Raw genomic sequence first — 6,246 nt, forward strand, 5'->3', positions numbered from 1 at the left:
CCCTGCGGTGCTGCGACATCATTGATGGCCCTGATCGTAAGGGCCATCCCCGCGAAAGCGATTACCTAAACCCGCCCTTTGAATGACAAATCGTGCCGCATTGCAGCATGCGAAGGCTGGCGCACGCGCAGTGCGACGCCAGAGACGCGTGAAGTGGCATGATTTGTCAGTCGACGGCCAGCCTTGCCAGCCGCTGCACGCCTACGGCGCGCGCCGGTAGGCGTTCGGCGTGCTGCCCGTCCAGTGGCGGAAGGCGCGATGAAAGGCGGTAGGGTTGTCGAAGCCCACGTCGAAGGCGATGGCCGCGATGGCATCTTCGGAACGCGTCAGGCGGCGGATGGCGATATCGCGCCGCACCTCGTCCTTGATGGCCTGGAACGTAGTGCCTTCGGCCGAGAGCCGACGGCACAGCGTGCGCACCGAATGGTGCAGCGCCTGCGCCACCTCATCGATGGTGGGCGATGCAGGCAGGCAGTCAGCCACGTGCTGGCGCACCCGGTGGCAGGTCATCTCCTCTGCGAACGAGACGAAGATCCAGTCTTCCGGCGCGCGTGCCAGGAACTTCTCGAGATCGGGCTTGCGTTGCCGCACAGGCAGGTCCAGAAGGGCCGCGTCGAACACCAGCCGCGTGTGCTGCCGGTCGAAATGCACGGGCCCCGGAAACAGGTAAAGATGGTCGCTCGCGAATTGCGGCCGGGCATCGGGCAGCTCGACCGCCAGCAACGGTATGCGCTGGCGAATCAGCCAGGACGCCACGCCATGCACAAGCTTGAGCATCAGCTCGCGCCCCAGCATGCTCGCGGGGGGGGCGCAGGTGCTGTCTGCCAGTTCGACGATGCCAGCCGAACCCTCGCGCCGGGATTCCATGCGGAAGTCGTCGAGGATCAGGTGGAAGAACTGCCCGAAGCGACGCAGCGCGACTTCGAGCCGTGGCGCATCGAGCAGGCTCAGGCAGAGGTACTTGAGCGTGCCGTTGCGCAGTGGCCGGCTGAAGATGCCGGGCATTTCATCGTCCAGCTCCTTCGCCAGCAGCCGGTACAGCGTCGCGAACTGTTCCTGCGTGACGCGGGCAGCCGGCTCGGCCAGCAGCTCGGAGGCAATGCCGGAGCACTCGGCCAGCCGTGCCATCGCGCCGGGGTCGGCGCCGGACAGGAAGCCGTTGACGACGGAGATGGGGACAGTGGCGGAGAAGTCGTTCACGTCTTTCACGCGAGGCCTTGGCAATGCTTGCGATGAAAAGGTGGCGGCTGGCGCATTCTGTCACAACCGCCACGCGGTGAGAACCCGACGGCTACATGTTGTTCCGGGCTTCGTCCTGCTGCAGGCGCCATTTCGACACACTGCAGCCGAACTGGCCGCCGAACCAGCGCGAAAATGCGCTCAGCGACGAGAAGCCCAGCAACGTGGCGACCTCGGACAGCGGCCGCTCGCGGTTGTCGATATAACGCACGACCAGGCTGGCGCGGGCCTCGTCGACGATATCCGAGTAGCTGGTGTTTTCCTGCGCCAGGCGCCGGTGCACCGTACGGCGGTCCACGCCGAGATGCTGCGCCACGCGGTCGACCGAGCACATGCCGGATGGCAGCAGCACGTGGACGAGTTCGCGCACCTTGTCGGGCAACGTGGTGTTTGCCTGGGCCAGCAAGGTGCCGAGGTAGCGCTTGACCTGGTGCGCCATGACGGGGTCATACGACGGCAACGGTCCTTCCAGGTCGGCGGCGACGCAGACAATGCCGTCGAAGTCCTGGTTGAACAGGCTTGGCATGCCGAACACGCGCTGGAACGTGGCCTGGCTCGCGGGTGGCGCGTGCGTGAAGCAGATGCTGCGCGGCCGCCAGGACGGTCCCAGGCATACGCTCAGCAAGCGGTAGATCACGCCGACCGCGAGATCCGTGGCCTGCCGTAACGTACCTGGCACGTCGCTGAGGACATGCAGGCGGATCATCAGAAGGCCCTCCGACTCTTCCATGCGCATTGCAAGCGCTTCGTTCTGTACGCCCATGTAACGCACCATCGACTCCAGCGCGCGCCGCAACGTCGGCTGCTCGCGCACGACGAAGGCAAGCGGACCAAGATTCGAAACCTGGCGCAGTTCCGCCATGCGCACGCCAAAATCGTCCACGTGCGCGGCGCGCGCGGAATCATCCAGCAGGCGGCCGACCTTCTCCGCCGGGATGCGGATATCCGGGTCGAGCAGCGCATCGCGGCTGATCTTCGCGGCGCGCAACTGCTGATGCGGATCCAGGCCCACGGAGCGGGCCACTTCCACATAGTTGGTAAGGCTGGCACTGCGAAGGTAGTAGGACATCGCGTTTTCCCTGACTGTCCCGAAATGTAAATCGACCGTCCCGGATCGTCAAATTTCCATGCGCCGTTCACCGATACTTCGGTCACCCAAACTCGCCACCGCAAGTGAAGGAACCGTGAACGCGTCCAATTCCGTCGTCAATCCCTGCATCAACATCTGCCGCATGGACCTGGCTGGCAAGTATTGCCAGGGTTGTGGCAGGACCCTCGTGGAAATCGGCCGCTGGGAACAGATGACCGATGTGCAGCGCGCCGAAGTCATGGCCGCGCTGCCGACACGACGCCCGAATCGCAGCACGGCGGCGCCGAGCGCCTGACCGCTACGCGCCCACCCTCCGCGCCCTCCCCAGACATGACCCCAACCAACACTCTGTCGGTCGAAGCGTACTTCGACCTGATCTGTCCGTGGTGCCTGATCGGCAAACGGCATCTTGAAACCGCCATCGACCTGCTCGCGCGCGAGCGCCCGGACGTTACCGTGCAAGTCGAATGGCGCTCGTATCCGCTGATTCCCGCCACGCCGCCCGATGGCATTCCGTATCGCGACTTCTACGTCGCGCGGCTGGGCAGCCCGCAGGCCGTCGCCGTGCGCCAGGCACAAGTAAAGAGTGCCGCGCGCGAAGCCGGCCTGGAGTTGGCGCTCGAACGCATCGAAACCTTTCCCAACACGCTGCTGGCGCATCGGCTGGTGCGCTTCGTGCGCCAGCAGGACGGTGCACAGGCCGCGACGGCGCTGGTCGACAACCTGTTCACGCGCTATTTCCTGCGCGCCCAGAACATCGGTGACGGGCAAGTGCTCGGCGACGCGCTGATCGAGTGCGGCATCGAGGTGCCGGGCAACGCAGGCACGCCTGTGCGGCATGACCTGGAATGGCTGCCGGCGTTGAATGGCCCCGAAGATTCGCCGCCGCGAGCAGGACTTGGCGTGCCGCATTTCGTCTTCAACGGCACACACAGCGTGTCGGGCTCGCGCCCGCCGGAAGCGCTGCTGGAAGCCATGCTGCGCGCTTTGGCGCGGGCAAAGCAGATCGCCACGCGTGCTGCCGCCTGAAGGCGGTTCTTCCTCAACGGGAGCGAATCACGTCCGTATCGAACGTATTCCCAATACTCGTGCCTGTGCCGTTGAACGGCGGGCACGGGTGCCTTTGCACGCCTAAAATCAAGTTCATAACGGAGACAACAAAAAAATGAAGAACCGCACCGCCCTGCTTCGCCTGCGCCGCGCCGCGCTGGCCGCCGTCATGATCGTTTCCATGCCCGCCGCAATGGCATGGACCAACAAGCCGGTCCGCATGCTGGTGCCGGCGCCGGCTGGCGGCACCATGGACGTCATGGCGCGGCTGCTGGCCGACCAGCTCTCCGTCGATCTCGGGCAGCCGGTGGTGGTGGACAACAAGCCGGGAGCCGGTGGCGGCATTGCCATCAACACGCTGCTGGCGGCGCCGGCGGATGGACAGACCATCATGGTGACGGCCACCAATGTGCTGACCGAAGTGCCGCATGTTCTGAAGCAGTCGTTCGACACCATGAAGGACATCCGTCCGCTGGCGGCCGTGGCGCGGTCGCGCCTGGTGATGATCGGTGCGCCGACGCTGCCGGCCAAGGACTTGCCGTCCCTGGTCAGCTACGTCAAGGCCAATCCCGGCAAGCTCAGCTTCGCTTCCTACAGTTCGGGCACCGCGTCGCACTACGCCGGCATGATCATGAACCAGAAGGCCGGGATGGATCTGCAGCATGTGCCGTTCGCCGGTTCAGGGCCAGCGCTGACCCAGGTCATGGGGGGACAGATTGCAGTCATGTACGACGGCATGGTGACCTCGCTGCCGATGATCAAGGCGGGCAAGGTGCAGGCGTTCGCGGTGGCTTCGAAGAGCCGCTCGCCGCTGCTGCCGCAGGTGCCGACGTTTGCGGAGCTGGGATATGGGGATGTTGAATTCAGCAACTGGATCGGGGTGATTGCCTCCGCCAAGGTGCCGGTTGAACTGGCGCAGAAAATCCAGACTGCAGCTTACAAGGCCGCAGCAACGCCCAAGGTTCATGAGCGGATGGAAACGCTTGGCTATGAGCCGATGGCGGCGCAGACGCTGCCGCAGCTTAGCCAGTCGCTGCAGGCTGAATATGAAAGGAATGGGAAGATTGTTAAGGCGTTTAATATTCAGCCTTGAATTTTTGATTTTTTTTTATTAATAATCGCCTTCCGTTCTGGAGGGCGATTTTTTTTTAGCGTTCTTGACACGCGCGGCTGTTTCGCCGGCGTAGCCGGCGAGTCACTTTTTGTCCGAGCGGCGTGTGTCAAGGTAGTTGTCGCGTCCGCCGCTATGCTGCTTTCCGGTACTCCTTAGGCTCCAGCTCAGCCCGCTCGGGGTTCAGGTAGACCACTGGATCCAGCTTCCAATTCCGGATTCCCCGCGACCAGCGCTGCGGGTGCCGGGCGCGCGCAGCCTGATACACCACCATTCGTCGCGCCAGCAGGGGTATCGCTTCCCCGCGGTGCCGCTGGTTCGGCGTGACATACTTCAGCCCGCTGTGACGGTGCTCCTCGTTGTACCAACGCACGAACCGATGCACCCATTCACGCGCCTGTTCCAGCGTATCGAATGGCCTCTCGGGCCACAGCGGGCAGTACTTGGCCGTACGGAACAACGCTTCGGCATAGGCGTTGTCGTTGCTCACGCGTGGGCGGCTGTATGACGGCACCACGCCCAGATCCTGCATCGCAGCGCGCATGCTCAGCCCCTTCATGACGCTGCCATTATCAGAGTGCAGCACCAGCGGCCGCCCAGCCGTTTGCTCGCGCAGACAGCCCAGTTCGAGCAGCCGGCGGGCATGCTCCACCGACTCGCTCTCGTGCACTTCATTGACCACCAGCTTGCGGCTGTAGATGTCCTGCATCATGTACCAGTAGAAGAAGCGACCCTTCACCGTAGTGGGCATCCACGTGATGTCCCAGCACCACACCTGATTGGCACCGTCTGCACGATGCGTGGTCGGCGCGCGGGGCTTGGCATTGTGACTGCGTCCACGTCGCCGGCTCTGCCCTGCAGCCCGAAGCACACGGTAGAACGTCGATTCCGACGCCAGGTAGCGGCCCTCGTCGGCCAACTTCGGCACGATCTGGTGCGGCGTCAGGCTCTCGTAGCCAGGCTGGTTGGCCGCTGCCAGCACGGCCTGCCGTTCTGCCTCGCTGAGCTTGTTCGCCGGCACCGGGCGCTGCGCTCCCGGGCGGCCATCCTCTGGCGCATGGCGCCAGCGCTGCAAGGTGCGCTCACTCAAGTCCAGTTCCTCGCAGGCCCTGGACTGGCGTGCACCGCTCTTTACCGCTTCATCGATCAACGCAATGGCATCGCGGCGATCCGAGACGTTGATCAGTCTTCCTCGTCCCTTCCCCAGATCGCCTCGGCTTTTTTTCTCAGCACCAGCAGCGCTGCTGTCTCAGCCAGCGCCGCATCCTTGCGCTTGAGTTCGCGCTCAAGATCCCGGATCCGCTTCTGAGCCGCCTGTTCCTCGCGGCGCTGCGCCAGGTCAGGCTTGTCTGGTGTCTTGGCATTGGCCTGCTCGCACGCGGCCCGCCACGCCCGGATCTGTTCCGGCTGAATACCCTTCCTGCGGCAGTATTCGGACAGCTCCGCCTCACTCAGGGGCGCCGTCTCCAGCACCACTCGGAACTTGTCCGCACTGGACCACTTATCACTTTGTTTGCCGTTGCCTGGCACAACCTTTCCTTGCTCTCGGGCCGCGTTGCGCCAGTTGCGCAGGCACACCGTTGTAATGCCTGTCTCCCTGGCCAACTCCGCCACCGACCGGTTCAAGGGCGGCTTCATCTGCTCGACCACCCATTCTTTGTACTCCGCCGGATAAGGCTTCATCTTCCAACCGTTACCGCCCCCCATTGTCCTTCATCGAAAGGCAGCGAGGCGACAACTATCCTGACATGGAGGG

Annotated in this window: 6 protein-coding genes; 3 read left to right on the plus strand and 3 right to left on the minus strand. The window is 64.0% G+C overall.

The genetic code is table 11. The features are described 5' to 3' along the window. Window positions 1–201: 201 nt before the first annotated feature. Together AC3FKG_RS12490 and AC3FKG_RS12495 are read right to left on the minus strand one after the other, a co-directional pair. Window positions 202–1,128 (minus strand): AraC family transcriptional regulator, encoded by a 927-nt coding sequence (locus AC3FKG_RS12490; protein ID WP_483711508.1) that lies wholly within the window; start codon window positions 1,126–1,128, stop codon window positions 202–204. A 163-nt stretch (window positions 1,129–1,291) separates the two neighbouring features. Next, the gene (locus tag AC3FKG_RS12495; protein ID WP_483708535.1) at window positions 1,292–2,308 is read right to left on the minus strand and encodes an AraC family transcriptional regulator; all 1,017 of its coding nucleotides are present in this window, start codon (window positions 2,306–2,308) and stop codon (window positions 1,292–1,294) included. Between the two features lie 115 nt (window positions 2,309–2,423). On the opposite strand from AC3FKG_RS12495, the gene AC3FKG_RS12500 reads away from it, so the two are divergent. From AC3FKG_RS12500 to AC3FKG_RS12510, 3 genes are all read left to right on the plus strand, one after another. After that, window positions 2,424–2,624, plus strand: a complete 201-nt coding sequence (locus AC3FKG_RS12500) for a DUF1289 domain-containing protein (protein WP_483708536.1) — start codon at window positions 2,424–2,426, stop codon at window positions 2,622–2,624. Window positions 2,625–2,659: 35 nt separating this feature from the next. After that, the gene (locus AC3FKG_RS12505) at window positions 2,660–3,358 is read left to right on the plus strand and encodes a DsbA family oxidoreductase (protein WP_488743221.1); all 699 of its coding nucleotides are present in this window, start codon (window positions 2,660–2,662) and stop codon (window positions 3,356–3,358) included. 136 nt (window positions 3,359–3,494) lie between these two features. Continuing rightward, the gene (locus AC3FKG_RS12510; RefSeq protein ID WP_483708538.1) at window positions 3,495–4,472 is read left to right on the plus strand and encodes a Bug family tripartite tricarboxylate transporter substrate binding protein; all 978 of its coding nucleotides are present in this window, start codon (window positions 3,495–3,497) and stop codon (window positions 4,470–4,472) included. A gap of 151 nt (window positions 4,473–4,623) precedes the next feature. Here AC3FKG_RS12510 and AC3FKG_RS12515 read toward each other — a convergent pair. After that, a protein-coding gene (locus tag AC3FKG_RS12515; protein WP_488742417.1) for an IS3 family transposase occupies window positions 4,624–6,173 on the minus strand; the annotation gives its coding sequence in 2 pieces (ribosomal slippage) (window positions 4,624–5,687 and window positions 5,687–6,173; 1,551 coding nt in all). Between the last annotated feature and the right edge of the window lie 73 nt (window positions 6,174–6,246).

Source organism: Cupriavidus sp. 22TCCZM04-2 (genome assembly GCF_057798895.1).